Annotated in this window: 25 protein-coding genes and 1 tRNA gene; 17 read left to right on the forward strand and 9 right to left on the reverse strand. The window is 46.8% G+C overall.

Features of this window, described 5'->3' with window-relative positions; genetic code table 11:
• The first annotated feature begins 62 nt into the window (after nt 1-62).
• Complete coding sequence (locus HZF10_RS10890; protein ID WP_176006236.1) at nt 63-947, forward strand: AraC family transcriptional regulator; 885 nt, start codon at nt 63-65, stop codon at nt 945-947.
• Here HZF10_RS10890 and HZF10_RS10895 read toward each other — a convergent pair whose 3' ends face one another.
• On the reverse strand, nt 948-2,144 hold the full coding sequence (locus HZF10_RS10895) for an ABC transporter permease (protein WP_176006237.1): 1,197 nt from the start codon (nt 2,142-2,144) through the stop codon (nt 948-950).
• Nucleotides 2,145-2,537: a 30S ribosome-binding factor RbfA gene (gene rbfA, locus HZF10_RS10900; protein WP_176006238.1), complete on the reverse strand. Its 393-nt coding sequence runs from the start codon at nt 2,535-2,537 to the stop codon at nt 2,145-2,147. It abuts the gene before it with no gap.
• 373 nt (nt 2,538-2,910) lie between these two features.
• On the opposite strand from rbfA, the gene mce reads away from it, so the two are divergent.
• From mce to HZF10_RS10930, 6 genes are all read left to right on the forward strand, one after another.
• Complete coding sequence (gene mce / locus HZF10_RS10905) at nt 2,911-3,312, forward strand: methylmalonyl-CoA epimerase (protein WP_176006239.1); 402 nt, start codon at nt 2,911-2,913, stop codon at nt 3,310-3,312.
• 2 nt (nt 3,313-3,314) lie between these two features.
• Nucleotides 3,315-3,683 (forward strand): VOC family protein, encoded by a 369-nt coding sequence (locus tag HZF10_RS10910; protein ID WP_176006240.1) that lies wholly within the window; start codon nt 3,315-3,317, stop codon nt 3,681-3,683.
• Nucleotides 3,684-3,698: 15 nt separating this feature from the next.
• Nucleotides 3,699-4,241 carry a helix-turn-helix domain-containing protein gene (locus HZF10_RS10915; RefSeq protein ID WP_176006241.1) on the forward strand — a complete coding sequence of 181 codons (543 nt, stop codon included), beginning with the start codon at nt 3,699-3,701 and terminating at the stop codon, nt 4,239-4,241.
• Between the two features lie 87 nt (nt 4,242-4,328).
• Entirely contained in the window at nt 4,329-5,252 is a 924-nt protein-coding gene (locus HZF10_RS10920) for a hypothetical protein (RefSeq protein ID WP_176006242.1), read from the forward strand.
• A gap of 184 nt (nt 5,253-5,436) precedes the next feature.
• Nucleotides 5,437-5,510: transfer RNA gene (locus tag HZF10_RS10925), tRNA-Ile, on the forward strand.
• Between the two features lie 144 nt (nt 5,511-5,654).
• Nucleotides 5,655-6,056 (forward strand): hypothetical protein, encoded by a 402-nt coding sequence (locus HZF10_RS10930; RefSeq protein ID WP_176006243.1) that lies wholly within the window; start codon nt 5,655-5,657, stop codon nt 6,054-6,056.
• Nucleotides 6,057-6,059: 3 nt separating this feature from the next.
• Here HZF10_RS10930 and HZF10_RS10935 read toward each other — a convergent pair whose 3' ends face one another.
• Together HZF10_RS10935 and HZF10_RS10940 are read right to left on the reverse strand one after the other, a co-directional pair.
• The gene (locus tag HZF10_RS10935; RefSeq protein WP_176006454.1) at nt 6,060-6,827 is read right to left on the reverse strand and encodes a TIGR03915 family putative DNA repair protein; all 768 of its coding nucleotides are present in this window, start codon (nt 6,825-6,827) and stop codon (nt 6,060-6,062) included.
• Nucleotides 6,828-6,835: 8 nt separating this feature from the next.
• Nucleotides 6,836-8,092 carry a putative DNA modification/repair radical SAM protein gene (locus HZF10_RS10940; protein ID WP_176006244.1) on the reverse strand — a complete coding sequence of 419 codons (1,257 nt, stop codon included), beginning with the start codon at nt 8,090-8,092 and terminating at the stop codon, nt 6,836-6,838.
• Between the two features lie 289 nt (nt 8,093-8,381).
• Between HZF10_RS10940 and HZF10_RS10945 the strand changes: the two genes are divergently transcribed.
• Entirely contained in the window at nt 8,382-8,687 is a 306-nt protein-coding gene (locus HZF10_RS10945) for an Fjoh_0651 family PID-CTERM protein (RefSeq protein ID WP_176006245.1), read from the forward strand.
• Nucleotides 8,688-8,703: 16 nt separating this feature from the next.
• On the opposite strand, the gene HZF10_RS10950 is transcribed toward HZF10_RS10945, so the two are convergent.
• Nucleotides 8,704-9,297, reverse strand: a complete 594-nt coding sequence (locus tag HZF10_RS10950; RefSeq protein WP_176006246.1) for a riboflavin synthase — start codon at nt 9,295-9,297, stop codon at nt 8,704-8,706.
• Between the two features lie 54 nt (nt 9,298-9,351).
• Between HZF10_RS10950 and pdxA the strand changes: the two genes are divergently transcribed.
• From pdxA to accC, 6 genes are all read left to right on the forward strand, one after another.
• The gene (gene pdxA, locus HZF10_RS10955) at nt 9,352-10,419 is read left to right on the forward strand and encodes a 4-hydroxythreonine-4-phosphate dehydrogenase PdxA (protein WP_176006247.1); all 1,068 of its coding nucleotides are present in this window, start codon (nt 9,352-9,354) and stop codon (nt 10,417-10,419) included.
• 65 nt (nt 10,420-10,484) lie between these two features.
• Nucleotides 10,485-11,030, forward strand: coding sequence for a YceD family protein (locus HZF10_RS10960; protein ID WP_176006248.1), 546 nt, complete (start codon nt 10,485-10,487; stop codon nt 11,028-11,030).
• Between the two features lie 9 nt (nt 11,031-11,039).
• The gene (rpmF, locus tag HZF10_RS10965) at nt 11,040-11,234 is read left to right on the forward strand and encodes a 50S ribosomal protein L32 (RefSeq protein ID WP_176006249.1); all 195 of its coding nucleotides are present in this window, start codon (nt 11,040-11,042) and stop codon (nt 11,232-11,234) included.
• A gap of 164 nt (nt 11,235-11,398) precedes the next feature.
• Complete coding sequence (locus tag HZF10_RS10970) at nt 11,399-12,397, forward strand: beta-ketoacyl-ACP synthase III (protein WP_176006250.1); 999 nt, start codon at nt 11,399-11,401, stop codon at nt 12,395-12,397.
• A gap of 25 nt (nt 12,398-12,422) precedes the next feature.
• The gene (gene accB, locus HZF10_RS10975; protein WP_176006251.1) at nt 12,423-12,908 is read left to right on the forward strand and encodes an acetyl-CoA carboxylase biotin carboxyl carrier protein; all 486 of its coding nucleotides are present in this window, start codon (nt 12,423-12,425) and stop codon (nt 12,906-12,908) included.
• 91 nt (nt 12,909-12,999) lie between these two features.
• Complete coding sequence (gene accC, locus HZF10_RS10980; RefSeq protein WP_176006252.1) at nt 13,000-14,346, forward strand: acetyl-CoA carboxylase biotin carboxylase subunit; 1,347 nt, start codon at nt 13,000-13,002, stop codon at nt 14,344-14,346.
• 53 nt (nt 14,347-14,399) lie between these two features.
• Here accC and HZF10_RS10985 read toward each other — a convergent pair whose 3' ends face one another.
• The 3 genes from HZF10_RS10985 to HZF10_RS10995 all read right to left on the reverse strand — a co-directional run bounded on the left by HZF10_RS10985 (nt 14,400) and on the right by HZF10_RS10995 (nt 20,470).
• On the reverse strand, nt 14,400-15,074 hold the full coding sequence (locus HZF10_RS10985; protein ID WP_176006253.1) for a hypothetical protein: 675 nt from the start codon (nt 15,072-15,074) through the stop codon (nt 14,400-14,402).
• 152 nt (nt 15,075-15,226) lie between these two features.
• Entirely contained in the window at nt 15,227-17,092 is a 1,866-nt protein-coding gene (locus HZF10_RS10990) for a S9 family peptidase (protein WP_371315657.1), read from the reverse strand.
• A 174-nt stretch (nt 17,093-17,266) separates the two neighbouring features.
• Entirely contained in the window at nt 17,267-20,470 is a 3,204-nt protein-coding gene (locus tag HZF10_RS10995; protein WP_176006255.1) for a reprolysin-like metallopeptidase, read from the reverse strand.
• Between the two features lie 209 nt (nt 20,471-20,679).
• Between HZF10_RS10995 and HZF10_RS11000 the strand changes: the two genes are divergently transcribed.
• From HZF10_RS11000 to HZF10_RS11010, 3 genes are read left to right on the forward strand one after another with little or no spacing between them, the layout of a single operon-like run.
• The gene (locus HZF10_RS11000) at nt 20,680-21,792 is read left to right on the forward strand and encodes an NAD(P)/FAD-dependent oxidoreductase (protein WP_176006256.1); all 1,113 of its coding nucleotides are present in this window, start codon (nt 20,680-20,682) and stop codon (nt 21,790-21,792) included.
• 6 nt (nt 21,793-21,798) lie between these two features.
• Nucleotides 21,799-22,476, forward strand: coding sequence for a monofunctional biosynthetic peptidoglycan transglycosylase (gene mtgA / locus HZF10_RS11005; RefSeq protein ID WP_176006257.1), 678 nt, complete (start codon nt 21,799-21,801; stop codon nt 22,474-22,476).
• Nucleotides 22,476-23,402 carry a lipid A deacylase LpxR family protein gene (locus HZF10_RS11010; protein ID WP_176006258.1) on the forward strand — a complete coding sequence of 309 codons (927 nt, stop codon included), beginning with the start codon at nt 22,476-22,478 and terminating at the stop codon, nt 23,400-23,402. Before mtgA ends, HZF10_RS11010 begins: the two co-directional genes overlap by 1 nt.
• On the opposite strand, the gene HZF10_RS11015 is transcribed toward HZF10_RS11010, so the two are convergent.
• A complete protein-coding gene (locus HZF10_RS11015) occupies nt 23,395-23,769 on the reverse strand; it encodes a DoxX family membrane protein (protein ID WP_176006259.1) in 375 nt (124 codons plus the stop codon). The genes HZF10_RS11010 and HZF10_RS11015 overlap by 8 nt on opposite strands.
• Between the last annotated feature and the right edge of the window lie 90 nt (nt 23,770-23,859).

A 23,859-nucleotide genomic window follows, 5' to 3' on the forward strand; every position in this document is an offset into this window, starting at 1 on the left:
CTAAATTAGGCCTTGTTTCTTCGTAGTGTAAAGTCTGCAAGAATTTGTACTTTTAGGACATTATGGCAAAAAGTGACGACATCGAAGTCCTTGATTTAAACCTGTTCAGGAAAACCAACATCCTGCCCGATTTTTACATCAATACCATGGCCGACCATTTGGTCACGAGCCACGCACATATCGAACGTCCGCACCGTCATGATTTTTACGTCGCGATACTGTTTGTCAAGGGTTCGGGTACACATACGATCGATTTTACGACCTACGACGTGAAACCCGGAAGCGTTTTCGTGATGTCACCCGGTCAGATGCACCATTGGCAGCTTTCGCAAGATGCGGACGGCTATATTTTTTGCCACACCAAATCGTTTTACGAAATGCGTTATGCCGATGAAAGTTTGAGCGATTACGCGTTTTTCTCCCAAGTGCAAAACGTAGGCTGCATTGAGATCGATGCGTCGAGAATAGACGAATTCGCGAACCATTTTCAAAAGATGTCCGACGGAAATTTCAACGATGCCAAAGCATATCGTCATTTCGTAATCAGCCACATCACACAGGTGTATTTGGAATTGGAATGCGCGCTTCACGGAAAAAATCTCGAATCCGGTTTGGGTTCTGCGGGTTATCTGTTCAAATTCAAAAAGTTCGAAGAATTGTTGGAGCAAGGTTTCCGCAGTGAAAAATCGCCGGAGAAATACGCCGAAAAACTCAACATGACGGCAAAACACCTCAATCGCATCAACCGCCAGATTGTCGGGAAATCGACTTCGGACATCATCATGGAACGCGTGATGCTCGAGGCCAAACGACTGCTGATTCATTCCGAGGAAAGTTTCAACGCGATCGCTTTCGGGCTTGGTTACGACGACTATGCGTATTTTTCGAAACTGTTCAAAAAGAAAACCGGAACCACGCCTTCGGAGTTCCAAAGAAACCAACGTTAGTTATTCTTCCAACGTCTTGTGGACGCGAGAGGAAGCGATCAAGGACGCCAAAAACCCGAATCCGAAAATCGTAAGTGTCACGATCGCGATGTTCTGGAACGTGAATACGACGGGATACGCCAAAGTCGGCGTGATCATGATGAGTTTGAAGTGTTGCTGCAGCAAAACGACGATCGATCCGAGCGCCAATCCGAAAATTCCCGCAAAAAGGCTCAAAAGACTGCCTTGCAACAGGAAAATCTTGCGCAATCCGTTCACTTCGACGCCCAAAGCTGTAAGCGTTTTTAGATTGCCTTTCTTTTCGATGATCATGACGATCAAAGCTCCGGCGAGGCTGAAAAGCGCCATGATGACCACAAGCGTGAAAATCAGGTAAACGACCAGATTCTCGCTGTTGAGCATCTTGTAGAGCGACTCGTTGAGTTCGGCTCTTGTCTTGATTTGGATGCCCGGAAGAATTTTCGCAGCTTCCTCACAGACATCGTCCACATCAGCATTCGCGTCGAGCTTGAACTCTACGGCCGAAACCTGGTCGATCTGGTAATTGAGCAGGATTTGTGCCAGACGCAAATCGGCGAACACGTATTTCGAATCCAATTCCTCGCTTATCGCATAAATCCCGACAGGCGCGAGGACCGCTTTGGTAAAGGCTTCATCGGGGTTTTCGATATCGCCTTTTCCGGGTTTGGGCATATAGACTTCGAACGGATTGTTGAAGTCGAGCAATCCGAGCGACAATTTTTGCGAAATCCCATATCCGACGACAACCTGCGTGGTATTCGGCTCGAGCCATTGCCCTTGGAAAATGGTCTTATTGACACTGTTGACCTGTCCGAAAAGACTGTCGACGCCTTTTAGGTAGGCGACTTGTTCCTTTCCGTCGAAAACGAAAAGCACGCGTTCCTCAATCACTTTCGAGATCATCTTGACACCTTCGATCTTTTGCAGTTTCGCGGCTTGCGCAGGTGTGACGGTAAAGACTTTCCCGGTTTTCGGAAGCGCTTTCAGATCGGGGTCGAAATCGTTCGAAAACGACAAACTGAAATCCTTGAGTCCGCTAAACACAGACAAAACCACAAACAAAGCCGCCGCGCCCACGACGATACTGATCGAGGCGATGCCGTTGATGAGGTTGATCGCGTTGTTTTTGCTCGCGGTCCTCAAATAACGTTTGGCTATGTAAAGCGGGAAATTCACTTACGATTTCTTGCGCTTGGCGAGCAAATCGCGGTTCTCGATAGGGTTTTCTTCTCCTTTGAGCGCTTGGTCGATCTTTTCGATGTAGTCGAGTGAATCGTCAATATAAAAGGTAAGGTTGGGCACTTTGCGCAATTGCATTTTTACGCGTTGCGACAAATCGTGCTTGATAAGCGGCGTGTTCGATTTGATTGCGGCCAACGTTTCGGCGGCTTTTTCTTGCGGGAAAATACTCAAATGCACCGATGCTACCGACAAATCTGTAGTCACGGAAACCTTTGACACCGAGATGACAAGGTTCGAAATCGCGTTCTTGCGCACTTCTCCTTGCAAAATATCGACCAAATCTTTTTGCAGTACGCCTGCGATTTTCTTTTGACGGTTTGTTTCCATGCGGCAAAGGTAGGGAAAGTTCGGGAGTTTGTGGTTCGGGAGTCGAGAAGAGCGTTTCAGGATATAGGGATTGAGGATGGTATTTTAAGATTTGGTGTAGAAAAACTGTAAGGGAGTGAAGGGCGAAATTGATAATTTTAGCCCGGGTGGGCGCGAAAGCCGTCGTCCAGAATTCGCTTTTGAAGCTGATCCGGCTACCGCTTCAAGGTTCTTTCCAAAATCCGTTTGCCGCAACGCACAAAAGTAGCTTCCGTCGGTCGCTCTTTTGTCGCGGCGACAAATCGGTTTTCGGTTCAAAACGCTTTCCGCTTGTATCCGGGCTAGGAGTAATCGTCTCCGAAAGAAGTTTATCTTTACGGTCAAATCCAATGCAATGAACAAAATCGAACACATCGGCATCGCCGTAAAATCTCTGGCCGAATCGAACATTCTTTTCGAAAAACTGCTCGGCGTAGCGTCTTACAAAGAAGAAGAGGTCGCGAGCGAAGGTGTCAAGACTTCTTTCTTTCAATCCGGCCCGAACAAAATAGAACTGCTCGAAGCCACGAATCCAGACAGTCCGATTGCGAAATTCCTCGAAAAAAAGGGCGAAGGCATCCACCACATCGCTTTCGACGTGACCGATATCATCTCCGAAATCGAACGCCTCAAAAACGAAGGCTTTACCGTACTTAACGAAACGCCCAAAAAAGGCGCCGACAATAAATTAGTGGCATTTCTTCACCCGAAAGGCACGAACGGCGTGCTTGTCGAACTTTGTCAGGAAATCAGATAGATATGGAATTCGGTACAAAATCCATTCGGCCGTTTTTAGGCGCGAAAGACTTCGAGATTTCGAGGCGTTTTTATCGTGATCTAGGTTTTGAAGAGGTTTCGTTAGGCGCGCAGATGTCGGTTTTCAAGACAGGAAATTTCGCGTTCTACCTGCAAAACGCTTACGTGAAAGACTGGATCGACAACACTATGGTTTTTATGGAAGTCGCCGATACGCGCCAGCTTTGGAGCGATTTGTCCGCGCTCGATTTGCCTTCGAAATATGAAAACGTGCGTCTTGTCCCAATCCGTGAAGAAGCTTGGGGAAGGGAATTTTTCGTGTACGACCCGTCGGGAATTTTGTGGCATTTCGGAGAATTCAATCAACCGTAACCCATCGATTCCTGAATGAAGAACAAAGTCAAAATTCTTCGCGAGCAAAAAAACCTCACCCAAACCGAATTGGCCGAAAAGTCCGGGCTGTCGCTGCGCACGGTCCAAAGAGTCGAGTCGGGCAGTCCGCTCAAAGGGTTTACGCTCAACGCGATTGCGAAAACGTTGGGCCTTGAGCCGCAGCATCTTTTTCTTGATACAGAAGAAAACGCCGCCGTCGACCGGGCGAAACTCATCAATTTGTCGGCTTTGTCCGGTCTGATCGTACCGTATGGAGGCGTGATTTTTCCGCTGATCCTCATCTATCGCACCAAAGACCCAAAAAACAAGGAGCTCGGCAAAGGGATACTTGGCGTCCAGATCGTTTTGGCGACCGTGCTTTCTATATTGATGATTGCGAGTCCGTTCGTGCAACACGCATTTTCAATCAAATTTCCGCTGTTCCTGATCTTCCTGATCGCATTTCTGTGCGTAAAATTGTTGGTGATTCTCAAAAACGGCATCACCCTGAATCAAAAACACGAGCTTAGTATTAAATTGAAAATCAACTTCTTATAAACGCGACGTGCTATTGTCGTAAAACTGTCGTATCGATTTTGTGTGAAAATGGTGGGTAACATCCGAATGTTGCACCAAAACATTCACATGAAACTCTTCAAGAAAATTGCGCTAGCTTTCGTTATTCTTTTTGCACTTGCTCTTTTGGGCGGTTATTTCTATTTCGAGAACAAGTTTTCGCCTCCCGAAAATTATTTGACCGTTTCAGGATCGGTTCAAGACATACCGCTAAAATGGCATCCGGACGGTTCGCATTCGGCGGTTTATTTGCCCGTCAAGATTTCGGGAATCGACAAAACGTTCTATATGCAGCTCGATTCGGGTTCGCCTGTCACGTTGTTTTACAAGACTTCGCTTGAATCGATTGAAGGATTCCGTCAGAAAATCGATGTCGAAAAAAAGCAGGTTTCTCTGAGTTTCAACCTCGGAGAAATGCAAGTTTCTTCTCAAAATTTCCAGGTTTTGGAGTACGGCGAAAAGGTAGATTTTGAAAATCCATCCGCCAAAAATATCATCGGCACTATTGGCACGGATTTGTTCGAAAAACGCGTCGTTACGCTCGATTTCAAGGCAAACTCTTGTTCGTTTGAAAGCACATCCGAACAAAAAGGCTTCGAAGAAATGGAATTCAAAAAACGACGTATGCTGTTTCCGGCATCAATCGAAAATCGGGAACTCAAATTACTTTACGACTCGGGAAGCAGCGCGTACGAACTTATTACGAACCAGGAAGAATGGACAAAATTCAAATCTCCGAACGCCCAAATCAAGACCGAAAGCGGAAATTCGTGGGGAAATACGCTCAAAGTCATTTCTGCTGCGGCAAATCGGCAAATCGGAATCGGGAAAACGACGCTAAATCTGTCGCAAGTGACGTATGTGGAAGGCACTTCGGCATTTCAGGATTTCCTGATGAAAAGCTCGGGAATGCAAGGTATGATCGGCAATAAACTCTTTATAAACCACAAGTTGATATTGGATTGCAGAAACGAGCGATTTAAAATCGATTGATCCTATTTGTTTTATGATGTGGTTTTTAAACCGAAAATTCGTTTCGATTCTCAAAGAAGAAAATTTTTTAGGCCCTGATCTATATGAGATACCGTATGATTTTGAGTTGCTTCCGACCGTGCGCAAAAATGCCAAAAAACCCTTGCAACCCTTAAAAAATAGTGTAAATTTGCAGCCCTAACCCGGTCCTATAGCTCAGTTGGTTAGAGTCCCTGACTCATAATCAGGTTGTCCTTGGTTCGAGCCCAAGTGGGACCACTTCAAACCGCAATCAGTATTCTTTGATTGCGGTTTTTTTATTTTCAAGGCAATTGGAAAAATTAACGTTTAATACAGTTTTTCTGTAACAGAGTCTTACTCTGCATCTCTACCTTTATAGAATACACGCCAAAATCCGTTTTTATGAAAGCTTCAGCACTTATCTCGTTTTTGCTACTGCCTGTTTTTGCTTTTTCCCAATCCGATATCGAAAAAGTCATGCGTGGCGGTGAAATCATCCTTAGCGGCTTGACCATCCTGAAAATGGCAAGAGCCGATGATACGAAAAAGGATTCGAAAACCGTCCAGAGTTTATGCGTCAAGAACAAGCTGCTTCAAAAAGTGACCTTCCGTCTTGTGGGCAAAGACACCGAAGACAACGAGATAAAGAAAGAACTTGTCGTTCCCAAAGATGGGAAAGAATGCCTTTTTGAGATTCCCAAGGCGATTTATACCTACGAATTTGTGTTCGCGACAGGCGAGATATATAAAAAAGGAGAATATAAAGTAGAGGATGAGGTGACTTTCACCCTAAAAGACCCATAACCGTCATGGCTGTTTTTCGGTGAGGTATTTCCAATATCGTTTGGGCACGTGCTGAATATGAAGTTTCATGTTCTTGCGTGCGGGAATATTGGTGTTCTTGAAATAATCGTTCCACAGCAAACCATACAATTCTTCCTTTTGGTGTAAAGTGCCAGACGGAAGAGAAATCCCGCTTTGTTGAATTTCCGAAACTATGTCAAAAGTGATTTCTTCTACTTTTTCCAAATCATAGAACAAGCCATATTTACGCTTTACGTCATAAATGATCCATTGTTGGTCGGCATATCGGTTTTTGAAAAAAACAGAAATGAGCGGAAGCACGTTATAATCGGGTTCGATAGGAGCGTAAAAAATCCCGTCGGCCGTTTCCTGAAATCGGATAAACGCTTTCATGCGATGGCGTTCGCGGTCTACGCTATGGGCTATTTTAGAAATCGCCATGACCGACGCATGACCGTAATTGGTTTCCACGCCATCGGGATTGTCAAAAGCATATCGTGCGAAGTCGAACAAATGTTGGAAGCTTTCGGGTAATTCCGAGAGATAAGCTTTATAGAAACGCTGCTGCCAGTCTGGCGAAATTTTCTTTTTAAGACCGGCCCAAACGCGTTTTGCTTTCGTCTCATCGGTTATCACATCGTGTTTTTCATCCAAAACCCCAGGCTGATAATTGGCATCCGAAAACAATCGAACACTTTTCGGCTTAAAATCGTAAAAATCAAAAATTGAGGTGAGCAAACCCTCAAAACTACCATCGAAAACAAAAGTCATCTCGGGGATCAAAATAAGGTCAATTGGTTTTGGGGTATCTTGAGGTATTTGCTGTTGCCTTTAGTCAGTATGGACGATTTGACCTTGAATGCATCGGGCGAATTCAACTGGAAAATACTGTCGGCGCAGCGTATGAAATGTTTGGCTCGGTTCCAGGAAATTCCTATCCGCTGCAGTTGATCCGAACGAAGCTTACCGAATTTTCTCGCTTCGACGATTTTTTTGGCCGAACCGACACCGATTCCGGGAACGCGCAGTATCATTTTATAATCGGCGGTGTTTACGTCTATCGGAAAATATTCCATGTTGCGCAGCGCCCATGCCAATTTCGGGTCAATATCGATGTCGAGATGAGGGTTTTTCGGATTGAGGATTTCGCTCACGTCAAAACCGTAGAACCGCATCAACCAATCGGTTTGATACAATCGATTTTCGCGCAATAAAGGTGGTTGCGATCCGATTATTGGCATACGCGAGTCGTAACTGATCGGAATATATCCCGAATAATAAACGCGTTTGAGATCGTAATTTTTATAATAAGCGTCGGCACTGTACATGATTTCCATATCCGTTTCGGGCGTCGCGCCTATAACCATCTGCGTGCTTTGTCCCGCAGGAACGAATTTTGGCGAATGGCGAAGGATTTTCTTCTCTTCCTTATATCGTACAATACTGTTTTGGATGAAATCGAGCGGCTTTTTGACGTCTTCGTGCGATTTGTCGGGAGCCAGAAGTTTGAGGCCCGCTTCGGTCGGCATTTCGAGATTGATACTCATCCTGTCGGCATAAAGACCAGCTTCGGTAAGAAGTTCCTGACTTGCTCCGGGAATCGTTTTCAAATGGATGTATCCGTTGAATTTGTGCTCAAGGCGCAGCTTTTTGACGATACGCACAAGACGTTCCATCGTAAAATCGGCATTTTTGAAGATTCCGGAGCTTAAGAAAAGTCCTTCAATATAATTCCTGCGATAGAAATTCATCGTCAGGTCTACGACTTCCTCTACCGTAAAAGCGGCACGTTGTACATCGTTACTCTTGCGCGAAACACAAAAGGCGCAGTCGTAAATGCAATGATTGGTTAACAGAATTTTAAGGAGTGATACACAGCGTCCGTCCTCTGTATACGTGTGACAAATGCCCGAAGCGCTGCTGTCGCCTAACCCTTTATTAGTGTTTTTCCTATTACTGCCACTCGAAGAACAGGAAACGTCATATTTGGCGGCATCTGCGAGGATGGCCAGCTTTTTTCGGATTCTATCGGACATTTGGGGCGAATTTTCCTTAAAAATACGGGAAACCGTAACGATTAATTGTCCAACAATCGTTAAAATTGCAATATCAATGATTACAATTAGTAATTTTTGATATTTTGCACGTTCTCAAACTGTAATAAAAACTAAATTGCTGAATTGTACGTTAATATGATTTAAATGTTGAATGGTTTGATATGAAGTCGTACATTTGCCACCGCGAAATTTCGGAAATGTTCGGTTTATGACAAGAAATTGTTAATTCTGTCGATTTATTTCGGCTTTGGTAGATTAATATTGGATTATGTTTAAAAAATTAATTTATTTGCCGAAAAATTTTGCTAAAAAGATTTTTTATTTACTTTTACGGCCTATGAAATTTGTCCCAAAAACAACTTTAGCTATTCAGTCTAAGGCATTGCTATCGCTTGCCCTGACTATGGTTTCGGGTATTTCATTGGCAGCTCCAAACGAACCGCCGCCGCCATCTCCGGGGCCAGTTCCTCCGGGAACGCCAATAGATAATGGCGTAATCCTGTTGGTAATTTGCGCCGTCGTATTCGGATTCTATAAGATACACCAGATAAAAAATAAAAAAGCCCAGATGTAAATCAGGGCTTTTTCTTTTACTGTTCGCGCATTGCGTATAATCGCGATATATATTTTCCGACAACATCGAATTCAAGATTTACTTTTGTGCCGACCGTAAAATGCTTGAAGTTGGTGTGTTCGAAAGTATACGGGATGATTGCCACGCTAAATTCGCCCGGTTCGGAATCCACCACGGTAAGACTTACACCATTCACGGTGATCGAACCTTTTTCAATCGTGATGTTGTTGATTGACTGATCGTACGAAAAACGGAATTCCCAACTGCCGTTTCCTTCTTCGGCGGCTATGCACAGACCGGTTTGGTCAACGTGACCTTGCACGATATGGCCGTCTAGTCGGTCGCCAAGCCTCATGCCTCGCTCCAGGTTGATTTCGTTTCCTTCTCTCCAATCGGAGATGTTCGTCTTCAATATGGTTTCGTGGACGGCCGTGACCGTATATTGTTTTCCGTTGATGGCGACGACAGTCAGGCAGATGCCGTTGTGCGATACGCTTTGGTCGATTTTGAGTTCCGAAGTGATTTCGGAAGTAATGGTCAAATTGAGGTTGTCCCCGTCATGCTCTACGCGTTGGACAATCCCCATCGTTTCTATGATTCCCGTAAACATTGGCTTTTATTTCCTAAATTTGCCATCAAAATTACCAAATAATAACGTCTGGGCATGACCAAGAAAGCAGAAAATATACTTGTAGGAATATCGATAGGAGACCTGAATGGGATAGGGAGCGAAGTAGTTCTCAAAACCTTCGAGGATTCCCGCATGCTTGAGCTTTGCACGCCCGTGATTTTTGCCAATGTCAAGATTCTTTCTTTCGTGAAGAAGACATTCGATTCGCAGTCGACACTTCACGGAATCGATTCGATTGACCAACTTATTACTGGAAAAATCAACGTACTTAATGTTTGGAAAGAGCCCGTAGATCTGAACTTCGGGGCGAACGACGCCAAAGTGGGCGAATATGCCGTAAAATCGTTCAAGGCCGCAGTTGAAGCTTTGAAAGATGGGAAAATCGACGTTTTGGTCACGGCACCCATCAATAAGTACAATAGTCAATCCGAGGAATTCAAATTCCCGGGACATACTGATTATCTGGCTCAAGAGCTCGAAGGAGATGCTTTGATGCTGATGGTTCAGGAGGGATTGCGAGTTGGATTGCTCACCGATCACGTTCCTGTAAACGAAGTAGCGTCGCATCTCACGGAAAACCTCGTGCGCAAAAAAATCGAGACGATAAAGAAAACCCTGATTCAGGATTTCAGCATCAATAAACCGAAAATTGCGGTGTTGGGCCTGAATCCGCACGCCGGAGACAATGGCGTCATCGGAAAGGAAGACGAAAACATATTGAAACCGACGATCAAGAAAATGTTCGAGGCGGGAACAATGGTATTCGGGCCTTATCCGGCCGACGGTTTCTTCGGAAGTGGCCAATACGAAAAATTCGACGCGGTTATCGCAGCTTACCACGACCAGGGTTTGGTTCCGTTCAAGACGCTGGCTTTCGGTAAAGGCGTGAATTATACGGCAGGCCTGGATAAAATCCGTACGTCGCCAGACCATGGTACGGCCTACGATATCGCAGGCAAGGGAATTGCCGACCACAGCTCGTTTGCGGAAGCGGTTTATCTCGCGATCGACATTTTTCACTCGCGAAACAATTATGCTGAAATCGCAAAAAATCCTCTGAAAATCAAGGAAAAACACCTCGAATCAAAAAAAGGCAATTAAGTCTTTTGTTGTTGTAAATATTTTTTATCTTTGCCCACCCGAAATACGGGGCAAATTGTGTGATGATGAAACAGTTGAATGAATTTTTAATTTCGTTCGCGGGATTAAAACTAGGAAAGCACCAATTTGAGTATCAGATTGATAAAAAGTTCTTTGACGAGTTTGGTTACGACGAATTCGAATCGTGCGACATCACTGCAAATGTGGTGCTCGAGAAGAAAACGACAATGTTGGAACTCAGTTTCAAGCACAAAGGAACGGTTTACGTGCCTTGTGATTTGACGGGCGAGATGTTTGATCTTCCGATAAAAGGGAAGCTCAAAGTGATCGTGCAGTTCGGGGACGAGTTCAACAGCGACAACGAAGAATTGCTGATTTTGCCTCATGGCGAACATCAGGTAGACGTTTCTCAATATATATATGAGATGGTCGCGTTATCGATCCCGCAGAAAAGAGTGCATCCAGGAATCAAGGATGGCACGCTCAAATCGGAAGCTTTAGATAGGCTCAACAACATGAACGTAACCCACAAAGAAGTCAAATCAGACGAGAAAGAAGAAAATACCGACCCGCGTTGGGATAAATTAAAGTCACTGTTAAAAGAAAAATAAAAGAATAAAATGGCACATCCTAAGAGAAAGGTTTCCAAAACCAGAAGAGACAAGAGAAGAACACACTATAAAGCAACCGTAGCTACAATCGCAACTTGTCCTGTAACAGGGGAAGCTCACTTGTACCACAGAGCTTACTGGCATGAAGGCAAAATGTACTACAGAGGCCAGGTAGTTATCGATAAGACTGAAGCAGTTGCCTAATACGCTGTGATTCAGAACATATAAACTCTCACGTTGTGGGAGTTTTTTTTATTGCCCTGAATTTTAGTCGGAAATAACGATTTCGGAAGCAGCCGGTTTCCGAAATTTTTTGTAATTTCAACACCTTTTACGGGAAAATTCCCCAAAAGAAAATTACCGATCCTATGAACAAAATCACAGCCGCAATCACTGCTGTAGGAGGTTACGTACCAGATTTCGTACTCTCCAATAAAATCCTTGAGACCATGGTCGACACCAACGACGAATGGATCACTTCAAGAACCGGAATCAAGGAAAGAAGGATTTTGAAAGAAGCAGGAAAAGGGACTTCCTATCTTGCCATCAAAGCGGCCGAAGACCTCATTAAAAGAGGGAATGTCAACCCGGCCGAAATCGATATGGTTTTGCTTGCCACGACAACTCCCGACATGCCCGTAGCGGCTACTGCCGTTTATGTGGCTACGCAAATCGGGGCGGTCAACGCATTCGCTTACGATCTGCAGGCGGCCTGTTCGAGCTTCCTTTACGGAATGTCGACGGCGGCGGCTTACATCGAAACCGGACGATACAAGAAAGTGCTCGTGATCGGAGCCGACAAAATGTCTTCGATCATCGATTATACAGACCGCGCGACCTGCATCATCTTTGGGGATGGCGCAGGCGCTGCTCTTTTTGAGCCAAACGAAGAAGGCCTCGGATTCCAGGACGAATTCCTTCGTTCAGATGGAATCGGACGCGAATATTTGAAAATCGACGCGGGCGGATCATTGCTTCCTCCATCGAAAGAAACCGTCGAGAACCGCCAACATTACGTGTTCCAGGACGGTAAAACCGTTTTCAAATACGCCGTTACCGGAATGGCCGACGTATCCGAAAAGATCATGCAGCGCAACGACTTGTCGAAAGACGACGTGGATTGGCTTATCGCACACCAGGCGAACAAGCGTATCATCGACGCGACGGCACACAGGATGGAACTTGACGACGCGAAAGTGTTGGTCAACATCGAAAAATACGGAAATACTACCTCGGGAACTTTGCCATTGTTGCTGAGTGATTTCGAACACAAGTTCAAGAAAGGCGACAACCTGATTTTCGCGGCATTCGGCGGCGGATTCACTTGGGGCGCGGTTTACTTGAAATGGGCATACGACGCTAAATAACTAAAACATACCAAATTACAATCTTATGGATATCAGAGACATTCAGAACCTTATCCGCTTTGTAGCCAAATCGGGAGCTACCGAAGTTAAACTGGAGATGGACGATTTCAAGATCACCATCAAAACCACAACCGAAGCCAGTGCGCCCGAGGTGACCTACATCCAGCAAGCACCTGTTGCCGCATTGCCGCAAGCTGCCGCTCCGGTTGCCGCTCCTGCCGCTGCTGCAACGCCGTCTGCTCCTGCTGCCGCTGCATCGGAAGATTCGAAATACATCACGATCAAATCGCCGATCATCGGAACTTTCTACCGCAAGCCAGCACCAGACAAGCCGACTTACGTTGAAGTAGGAAGCAACATCCAGAAAGGCGACGTGCTTTGCGTGATCGAAGCGATGAAGCTTTTCAACGAAATCGAGTCTGAATACTCTGGAAAAATCGTGAAAATCCTTGTGGATGACATGTCTCCGGTAGAGTTCGACCAACCGTTGTTCCTTATCGATCCGTCTTAAAAATATTTTGAATGTTGAACATTGACTTTCGGATAGGGGCAACCTTGTCAGAATGTCGGTATTCAACATTTTTCATTTAAAACAGACTACTATGTTCAAGAAGATATTGATCGCAAACCGAGGGGAAATCGCATTGCGCGTGATCCGTACTTGCCGCGAGATGGGCATCAAGACCGTTGCGGTTTATTCGACTGCCGATGCGGAAAGCCTTCACGTGAAGTTTGCCGACGAAGCCGTTTGTATCGGACCTCCGCCAAGCAACCAGTCGTACCTTAAAATGTCGAATATCATCGCGGCTGCCGAAATTACGAATGCCGACGCGATACATCCGGGTTACGGCTTCCTTTCCGAAAATGCGAAATTTTCGAAAATTTGCCAGGAACACGGTATAAAGTTCATCGGAGCATCTCCCGAAATGATTGAGAAAATGGGTGACAAGGCCACGGCAAAAGCTACGATGAAAGCGGCTGGAGTTCCTTGCGTTCCGGGTTCTGACGGCTTGTTGGAATCGCTAGAGCACGCCAAAAAAGTCGCCAAGGAATCGGGTTATCCGGTGATGATGAAAGCGACAGCCGGTGGCGGTGGAAAAGGAATGCGCGCAATCTGGAAAGAAGAAGAGCTTGAAAAGGCTTGGGAAAGTGCGCGTCAGGAAGCTGCGGCTGCCTTCGGGAACGACGGTATGTACATGGAGAAACTGATCCAGGAGCCACGTCACATCGAAATCCAAGTCGTTGGCGATGCTTACGGAAAAGCATGTCATTTGAGTGAGCGCGACTGTTCGGTACAACGTCGTCACCAAAAATTGACCGAGGAAACGCCTTCTCCGTTCATGACGGACGAATTGCGTGAGAAAATGGGAAAAGCTGCCGTACGCGCTGCCGAATATATCAAATACGAAGGTGCAGGAACCGTCGAATTTTTGGTCGACAAAGACCGCAATTTCTACTTCATGGAAATGAATACGCGTATCCAAGTCGAACACCCGATCACCGAGCAGGTCATCGATTACGACTTGATCCGCGAACAAATCCTTGTGGCTGCAGGTGTGCCGATTTCAGGAAAGAACTATCTTCCGCAATTGCACGCGATCGAATGCCGTATCAACGCCGAAGATCCGTACAACGATTTCCGTCCGTCACCGGGCAAAATCACCACATTGCACGCTCCGGGCGGACACGGTGTGCGTCTCGATACACACGTCTACGCGGGTTATACGATTCCGCCGAACTACGACTCGATGATCGCCAAGTTGATCACGACGGCCCAGACGCGCCAGGAAGCCATCAACAAGATGAAGCGCGCGCTCGACGAGTTCGTGATCGAAGGCATCAAAACTACGATTCCGTTCCACCGTCAATTGATGGATGAACCTGCTTACGTCGAAGGAAATTATACGACGAAATTCATGGAAACTTTCAAGATGAACGATCCGGAATAAATCATAAGTCAATAAAGGAAACCTGTCAGAAATGGCGGGTTTTTTTTATGCCGTTACCGCACTTGTTGGATCGTAAAAAACGAATCCTCTTTCGCACTCAGCAAACCTACATTGATCAGGTCGCTGCTTACCTGAAAACGGATGGTGTCGTCTGTGTTCAATTTGACCAAAGTTTGCACCGTGCGGATAGGAGGCGTCACGTTTATTGCCGTTACCACAACAGTTATTCCGATATTGGCAAATGAACTGCGAGCAATCACCACATTGTTTTTCAAGATGTTGACGCCGAAATTCGTCGCGACACTTACCGCGCTGTTGGCTTTGATCTGGACGCTCACGGCATAAATTCCGGCTTCTTTTGCCTTAAAGGTATTCGTGCCCGTATCGAATTCATCGTTTTCGTCGAAATCTTCCTGATTGAACGGGATTTTGACCGTACCCGAGGTGAGGCTCAACGATTGGTCCGAACTCGAACTGAATCCGCCTTTCACAAACGATTTCAAATGGCTTTGCACAACCTTTTTAGAAGAAATGCGTTGGACGTTGCCTTGGCTGTCCGAAACCATGATCGAGTCTTTGGCAGCCGTTTCCCGTGAAATTTGCGAAGTGGTGCGTATTCGCATCGTGCCGTTGACGTCAAGAGTGGCAGTAGGAGAAACCGTATTGATTCCGATTTGGGCGCATAAGGGCGACCCTGCCAGGATGAGCAAAAGTAGTAACGCTTTCATGATGAGGTGATTTGGGACTAGAAAGATACTACTTATTTAAAAATAATCGCAATATGCGAATTATTATTCTGTGTGATAATCGCAAAAAACACAACAGCCGACCTCTGAAATTTCAGAAGTCGGCCGTGAAATGTGATTGAAAAATTCTGCCTTTAGAGTGTTTCCTTCAACCATTTAAAGAATTCACGTTGCCAAACCATGGCATTCTGAGGTTGCAAAACCCAGTGATTCTCCTCTGGAAAATAAAGGAATCGGCTTTTGATGCCAAGCAGTTGCGCCGCCTGGAACGCCTCTTGTCCTTGACCGATCGGCACGCGATAGTCCTTTCCGCCTTGGATGATCATGATCGGCGTGTCCCATTTGGTCACGTTGTTGATCGGGTTGAATTCGCCATACGTCTTTTGTGCCGCGGCATTGTCTTTTTCCCAATACGCGCCGCCGGCATCCCAATGGTTGAAGAACACTTCCTCGGTAGTTCCGTACATCGATTGCAGGTTGAAAACGCCGTCGTGCGCGATAAACGTCTTGAATCGCTTGTTGTGGATTCCGGCGAGGTAGAACACCGAATAACCGCCATAACTCGCGCCCACGCACGCCAAACGGCTTTTGTCGACGTATTTTTCTTTTGAAACATCATCGATAGCGGCCAAATAATCTTGCATGACCTGTCCGCCCCAATCTTTGGAAATCTGTTCGTTCCAAGCGACGCCGTGACCCGGCATTCCCCGTCTGTTAGGTGCGACGACTATGTAGCCTTGCGCCGCCATCAACTGGAAATTCCATCGGAACGAATAGAACTGCGAAAGCGCCGATTGCGGTCCGCCCTGGCAATATAGTAAAGTCGGATATTTTTTGTTAGGATCGAAATTCGGAGGCAAAATCACCCAAACGACCATTTTCTTGCCATCGGTCGTATTCACGATGCGCTTCTCGATTTTGCTCAAAGCCAATTCGTCATACGTCGATTTGTTCACGAATGTCAATTGTTTCCACGTTTTTTTCTTCAGATCGTACGCGTACAATTCGGCCGCGTGGTTCATATCGGTACGGCTCAAAATAGCGGTGTTTCCGGTAATGTCTACGATTCCGGCCACGTCAAAAACGCCGTCGGTGATCTGTTTTACCTGAACCGCGATTTTGGTCAATCCCGGGAAATTGACTTCGAACAACTGTTTCGTTCCGCCAACGGCAGCCGTAAAATAGATCTTCTTTCCGTCTTTGCTCCATACGAAATCGTCGACGGTTCCGTCCCAATTCGCGGTAAGATTCATGTTCATGCCTTTGAAGCTGACGATGATGTCGTTCTTGTCGGCTTCATAACCGTCGCGTTTCATCTGAAGCCACGTCAAATCGCCATTCGGGGAAAACTTCGGATGCGTGTCGTAACCCAAATTCCCTTCGGTGCGATTGATGGTTTCACCCGTCGCGAGATCGTATTGGTAAATGTCCGTATTGGTGCTTTTCGCATATTCCGTACCCGCTTTTTTCTTGGCGACGTACACGATGGTTTTTCCGTCTGGCGACCAATTGTAATCGGAATCGTCACCGAAAGGTTTCTGTGGCGAATCGAACGGCTCGTCCTTCAAAATGTCTTTTCCTTTCGAACCTTCTTTGTTCTCACGGAAGAAAACATGGTTGTACGAACCCGTATTCCAGGTGTCCCAATGGCGGTAATCGAGTCCGTCGTAAATCTGCACGTCCGACTTTTGGAGTTCCGGATAGAAATCTTTCCCGTTTACCTTGACGAGCTTCACTTCTTCGTTATAAACGATGTGTTTTCCGTCCGAAGAAACGTTTTTGTCGTTGAGCAGCGATTTGTAATCGGCCACTTCGACAGGATTTCCACCTGCGACGGGAATCGTATAATACTTCGAATTCGATTTGTTTTCCTCGACCGACGGGGTCGAAACTTTGTACACGATGTTCTTTCCGTCCTTGGAAATGCCCAGTCCGGAGACGCGGCCCAGTTTCCAAAGCGTTTCCGGCGTCATCGTGCTTTGTGCCTTGACAGCGGTCATACTCAAGATGGTAAGGGTTATTAAAGCGGCTTTTTTACTCATTTTTTTTACTGTTTTTTTCAGGAATCCGAAAACCTAGAAATTCCCATGCGTTGTTTGAAAATGTGCCTAAAAGTAGTAAAAAAAGAAAAGCTGCCCGAGTGAGGCAGCTTTCCGTATTGAGTTAAAATGTGCTTATTGTTTTACGAAACGCTTCACGTTCGAATTGATTTCGAGCAAGTATGTTCCGGCGTTGACCGTTCCTACCTGGATCGCTCCGCCGTTTACTTTTCCTGTAAGGATTTGTTGTCCGAGAAGGTTCACGATGCGGAAAGGCGTATTGTCTTCTACATCGGTTACATTGAGGATTTCGCCTTTTACAGGGTTAGGGAAAACGTTGAAAACAACAGGAGCGACGCCGCTTTCATCCATTCTCGCAGACGATACGATGTTGACCGTATAATCCTCGACTTGTCCGTACGTGAACGTCTCGCACGAAGTCGGTACGCCATTGTATTTCATCGAAACGCGCATTCTTGTCGCGCCCAAAGCGGCCGTTGCCGGAATCGTGATCGATCCGCTTACCGGAGTCGTGGTCGTTGCCGTGCGTGTCCAGGCCGTTTCGCCTGAATCCGAGAAATCTCCGTCCTGGTTCCAATCGATGAAAACGGCGTAACCTTCGCTGTAAACAGATCCCGTCCAAGTTGGCGTAACCGTGACGGTGTAGGCCGAACCACGCGTCACGTTCGTAGAGATCGCGGTAAAGTTCGTGTAACCCGTTCCGCCTGTAGACGGATTGTTGATCGTGCCGAATTGTACGCGCCCGATCAATTCGTCCTGGACGTTATTTCCTTGAGACGTACAATACGTTACGGAATTCGACAACGTAGTCACCGAAACCGTGTTGCTATTGGTCGATACGTTTCCGGCGGCATCTTTCGCACGAACATAGAAACTGTAAGTCGTTGCAGCGGTCAATCCGGTCGCGGCATACGAAGTTGTCGTAGTCGAAGCGAGGAAAGATCCGTTTCTGTAAACGTCATAGCCCGTTACGCCGACATTGTCTGTAGAAGCTGTCCAAGACAAATTGGTCGCGGTTTGGGTTGTTCCCGAGGCGGCCAAATTTGTCGGAGCCGATGGAGCCGTCGTGTCTGCAGGAGCAGCCGAAGTCGTCACAGAAACCGTGTTGCTGTTGCCCGAAATATTTCCGGCCGCGTCTTTTGCACGCACATAAAACGTATACGTTGTCGAAGCGGTCAAACCGGTAGCAGCATATGAAGTCGTGGCCGATGATGCGAGGAAAGCCCCGTTTCTGTAAACGTCATATCCTGTAACGGCGACGTTATCGGTTGAAGCTGTCCAAGATAAATTCGTGGTTGTGGATGTAGTTCCCGAAGCGGCCAAATTGGTCGGAGCCGATGGAGCGACCGTGTCGGTAGAACCTGCCGTAATCGTAAAGTTCGCGTTCGACATGTCGAAGAAGATATGGTTCGTTCCTTTTACCATGATGCGGTTTTGCGTTCCCGCGGTATTCGGGATCGTAACGGCTTGCGATCCGTCGTTAGGCGTTGCAGCCAAAAGTACGGTCGGGAACGTATTTCCGCCATCTGTAGAAAGCAAAATGTCGACATTGGCGCAGTTCACACCGTTTGCGGTAGTTCCGGCAACGGCCCAAGTCACGGTTTGGGTAGATCCGCCAACATAAGAAACCGCTGTGTTCGGTGCGCTAACTGTAAACGGTCCGGCCGTAGCATTTACGGTTACGACCATGTCATCCGAATTGTTGGCTGCGAACGAACCTTGGTTATCGCGAACCGTAAAACGGAAATTCATCGTACGTGCAACCGTCGGAACAGCTTCCCATGTCCAAGAAGTCGCACCTGTTTTTACGGTTTCCAATCTTGGGAACATGTGCGCCGGGCTTGTGATTGGCGAATACGAACGGAAAGCCGGTCCGCCTGTTTTGGTCGGGCTTGGCATCGAATTGCTTGTCGTACGCTTGTCCATTTGTTCCCAACAATAAGTGAGCGCGCCTCCGTTGGCATCGGTTCCCGTTCCCGTCAGGATGAATGGAGTGCCTTTTGGAATCGTATAATCTGCGCCTGCGTTAGCCGTCGGAATCGCGTTTCCGGTCACGGTCATGGTTTGGCAAGTCGTCGATTTCACATAATTCGTGATTTGTTGGATAGAGACCGCATGGAAATATGCGTCGGAATGCGCCTGAACATCGGTAGAGCCCGTAATTCCGGCATAACCCATGATCGTCGATCCAGAACCCGGCTCGCACTGGGCGATCGTACCTTCGTTGCTCATAGAGAACGTGTGGTTGCCTCCGAATTGGTGTCCCATTTCGTGGGCTACATAATCGATGTCGAAATTGTCGCCCGACGGAATTCCATCGGCTGGAGACGTATATCCCGAACCTTTTCCGAGTGGCACGGAAGTCGTCGGATTTTTGCACACGCAACCGATACAGCCTGCGTTTCCGCCGCCTCCGGTCGCACCGAACAAGTGCCCGATGTCGTAATTCGCGCTTCCGATGTTATTGGTCAAAGTCGTCTGCAATTCCTGGTTCCAGGCGCCGCCGGCTCCGGTCGAAGCATTCGAGTAGGGATCCGATGAGGCCGAAGTGTAAATCACGACGTCCGTATTCGAAATCAGGTTCATGTGCACGCCCATATCGATCTCGAAAACACCGTTCACGCGTGTCATCGTATTGTTGATCGCGGCCAGCGCAAGGGCTTTCGTGCCTCCGAAATAAGCGGTGTATTCGCCAGTTACCGACATCGCAAGGCGGTAATTGCGCAGGTTTCCGTCGTCTGCGTTCGGACGCAAAAGCTCAGCTTCGTTGAGTTCGTTCGTGGCTTGTTGGATTACGCGGCAATCCCATTGATTAAGCGAGGCTGCCTTGTCCGATTTTTTATAAACCGTGTAAACACTTTGGTCAGTAGTGTACGGTTCGATGAACACGGCCGATTTGTCGCCGTTGATCACCATCGACTGCAAGCCGAGTGGCGAAATGCTGAAATATACCGTGGCACGCGGGTCGTCAACACCTTTCCCTGTGTACGATCTGATTTCGGGATAACGGGCCGCGAGTTCCGGATCCATGTTTGAGAATTCGGTCACGCGAAAGCGGTCGAAACCGCCGTCGGCATTGGGCAGCGATACGATCAAGTTCGATTCCTTGACCGAAAACCGTTGGGGCGCCGTGGTCAGCGATTGCCGCAACTGGTCGGTGTTCAGGGCAAACAGCCTCGGATTCTGGATCGAAGTCTTGTTTGCCACGATTTGTGATTCGGGGCTTTTCACAGTGGGCCTCCAAACCTGTCTTCCTTGCTGAGCGAAGGAAAACCCGGTAATTGCGACGAATGCAATGGAGAGTAATCTGTTCTTCATAAAATCTAATTTGGGTTAATAGTGAATAGTTTAACTCAAATATAGAAGGATTTGACTTTGAGTGATTCAGAATTCTAAGAAAAAAATTGACAAATCGACAAAAGGCAATCTATGATTGTGTTAAATCGATAAAGATGTCGGAAAATACTTGAAATATCGTCAGTTGTAATGTTTCAGTTGAAAAGCCTATTTTTAGCAAAAATTTGAAAATGGAACTGAGTTACTGGGAACTGAAAAACTGGTTTTCCAACGTCGATTTTACGATTGTCGGAAGCGGTATCGTCGGGCTTCACACGGCTTTGCGATTGCGCGAACGCTTTCCGAAAAGCAAAATCCTGATTCTTGAAAAAGGCGCTCTTCCGCAAGGCGCGAGCACGAAAAATGCCGGTTTTGCGTGTTTCGGAAGCCTTTCGGAAATCATCGACGACCTTGCGACGCATTCCGAAGAGGAAGTCATCCAACTCGTACAAAAACGATGGAACGGCCTGCAATTGCTCAGAAAAGGGCTTGGTGATTCCGTAATCGATTTCAAGCCTTTCGGCGGATACGAACTATTTTTGCAACAAGACGAATTTCTGTACCAGGATTGCCTGCAGAAAATGCCGTTCATCAACGATTTGCTGCGTCCGTTCTTTAAGGCCGATGTGTTTGCGAAACAAGTGGATCGTTTCGGATTCGGCAACATTCACGAAAATGTCGTCTTCAATCCGTTCGAAGCCCAAATCGATACCGGAAATATGATGCAGGCGTTGCTCAAGAAAGCGATCGAGAATGACATTTTGATCTTGAATCGCATTACGGTAACGGGTTTTTCCGACAATGGAAGCCATGTTTCCATATCGCTTCAGGACTTCGCTTTCAACACCGACAAACTGCTTTTCGCGACCAACGGTTTCGCCGGTCAACTGACCCAAAATGCCGTGAAACCGGCACGCGCCCAGGTTTTGATCACCAAACCGATTCCCGATCTCGACATAAAAGGCACGTTCCATTTTGACCGCGGGTATTATTATTTCCGCAACATTGGCGACAGAATCCTTTTCGGAGGCGGCAGAAACCTTGATTTCGAAGGCGAAACCACATCCCAATTCGGCAACACCGAAATCATCCAAAACCGTTTGGAGGAATTGCTAAAAGCAGTAGTTTTACCCAACACGCCTTTCGAGGTCGAACATCGCTGGAGTGGCATCATGGGAATCGGCGCGAGCAAACGCTCGATCGTGGAAGCGCTTTCGAACAATGTGTTCTGCGGTGTGCGTCTCGGCGGAATGGGTGTGGCCATCGGCAGCCTCGTAGGTCAGGAACTCGCCGATTTACTGTAATCTGATATGCTTAGAAAGATTTTCAACTTCATAAAAAAAGCGGCACTTTGGTTTTTTGCCGTTTCCATTTTTCTTGTGATCCTGTTCCGGTTCGTGCCGGTTCCGTTTACGCCTTTGATGGCTTTCCGATTTTTCGAGAACACCTTTTCGGACAAGACCGTGTATTTCGACCACGATTGGGAACCGCTCGAAAATATTTCACCCAATCTTCAAAAGGCCGTGATCGCAAGTGAGGACGCCACATTCATCGATCATTACGGATTCGATTTCAACGCGATCCAAAAAGCCATGAAATCGAACAAGAAAGGCCGAAAACTTCGCGGCGGAAGTACGATTTCCCAGCAAACCGCCAAAAATGTCTTTTTGTGGCAAGGCCGGAGCTGGGTGCGCAAAGGGCTTGAAGCCTATTTCACGGTTTTGATCGAAGTCTTTTGGCCAAAAGAACGCATCATGGAAGTCTACCTGAACAGCATCGAAATGGGTAACGGCGTCTACGGCGCACAAGCCGCTTCGAGGCATTGGTACAGCAAGGACGCGAACCAGCTCACCAAACGTGAAGCCGCCGGGATTGCCGCTATTTTGCCGAACCCGAGGAAATTCGAAGCCAGCTATTCGTCTTCGTACATCAACCGTCGCAAGACCAGGATCATGAACAACATGCGTGGGGTGAAACTCGATTATTGATGCGTACTCCGATTTTCTTCTTGTTGTTTTGCTCGATGGTTTTTGCCCAAAAAAAGCAAATCGGAGCCGTTTTCGAGAACGACCTGTACACGTCTTCGGTAAACGACAAATACTATACGAACGGCATCGAATTCTACTACAAATATCTGTCAAGCGACACGATCGGGAAAGCGGTCAAGAAAATCAACGAGGTCAGGATCGGGCAGTACATTTACAATCCACAGACCGTAAAGGCAGCCGATCCGGGTGTGCACGACCGTCCATTTGCGGGTTATCTGTTCGGTCAATTCCAGAAAGGATGGTTCTACAAGAAAGAATCGGTTTTCAAATTGACGGCACAAGTCGGCGTCATCGGGCCTTCTTCTATGGCCGAAGAAGTACAGCGCGGCATCCACGGCATCTTCAATTACAAACCTGTACAAGGTTGGGATTACCAGATTCATGATTTGATAGCGCTTCAGCTCAACGCATTCTATTCAAATCCGATTTTGAAGTCGGAATACATCGATTTGCATGCGAAGGCCAATGTTTTCGGCGGAACGGCTTTTGTCGGAACGAACGCTTCGTTGCTGTCGAGAATCAGCCTGAAACCGCTTTTGGACATTTACGATTCGGCACTTTACGGCGCATCGGTCAATTTCGACCCCGACGCCTTCAAAAACCAAAGCGAATTTTTCTTCTATATCGCGCCGGGTTTCAATTACCAAGCGTACGACGCGACCATCGAAGGCAGTATGTTCAACGACGACAGCCCGATCACGTGGGATTTGGTGCGCGCACGCTTTATTGGCGAGGCCGGATTCAAATACCGAAAAAACCAATGGGATTTGTCGTATGCGTTCGTCTACCGCGGAAAAGAAGTCGACAATTGGGTGAACAAAGGCTACTTTTTCGGATCGATACAAGTGGCTTGGCTCATCAAATAAAAAGCGGTCGGTACAATCTCCAGTGCTTGTAAATCAGGATTCCGTTGAAAATGGCGACCAAAAACGCAATCGCAACGCCCGGAATAGCCAAAAACAAATGGAAAAGCAAAATGTTGATCGAAATCGGCGCGAGCAAAATGATTACGAACGGCACCCATTTCTTTAGCAAAAGCATCAATCCGATAAAGACTTCAAGAAGCCCGACGATGGGGAAAATATAACCCGTCGCGCCCAAAGAGTTCATGAATTCGCCGGCAGCACCGGTTGGCGCGTCCATTGGCAGAAAGTGAAGGAATTTGTTGCTTCCGAACACGACGAGCATGATGCCAAGCGCGATTCGGACAATCATCGTAAATTTCGAATTCATAAAATTTGTTTTTACTGATTAGAGATATGGTAAAAATATAATTAAAAAAGTATAGGATAAGTAGTTATGAGTAAAATGTTGTGAACAATT

Origin of the sequence: Flavobacterium agri (genome assembly GCF_013401995.1) — a bacterium.
Classification (GTDB): Bacteria; Bacteroidota; Bacteroidia; order Flavobacteriales; family Flavobacteriaceae; genus Flavobacterium; species Flavobacterium agri.